The following is a 518-nucleotide window of genomic DNA, read 5'->3' as shown; positions in this document are numbered from 1 at the left end:
GTTGATCATGTTGTTACGCATGTTTACTAGGAAGCCACCGATTTGAACAATCGTTGCACAAAATAGAGGCAGTACCGCGTGGTAACCAACGTCTTTAATGAATGCCCAGCTTGACCAATCTGGCACGGTGCCTGGTGTATAAGCGTAGCCAGATGGGAACCATTTCAAGCCAATTGAAAAGGTAAACAGCGCTAGCATTGCGATAACCATTTGTGGGATAGCTTGGATGATCAGTGTGCCTGGTGTTACGAAGGCATCGTAACGACTACCACGTTTCCAAGCGGCGAAGATGCCAAGAACTGATGCGATTGAGAAAGAAAGTACAACCGCTGTACCAGCTAGGAACAGAGACCAGCCAAATGCACTGCCAAGTAGAGAGTTTACTGAAAGCGGATAGAACTGAATTGAAGTACCTAGCTCCCAGCTTAGAATGTTTTTAATGTAGGACAGGTATTGGATGTAAATAGGACCATCAACGAAACCTAGCAATTCTTTCATTGCTGCGATTCGCTCTGGCG

Annotated in this window: 1 protein-coding gene; it reads right to left on the bottom strand. The window is 45.8% G+C overall.

The features are described from left to right. The coding region (locus R7P74_RS29365; RefSeq protein ID WP_318124263.1) for an ABC transporter permease at positions 1-518 on the bottom strand (518 nt) is incomplete at both ends.

This window comes from Vibrio sp. 2033, assembly GCF_033339735.1.
The sequence above is the reverse complement of the archived record's forward strand: the minus strand, read 5'-3'. Positions and strand labels throughout refer to the sequence as shown.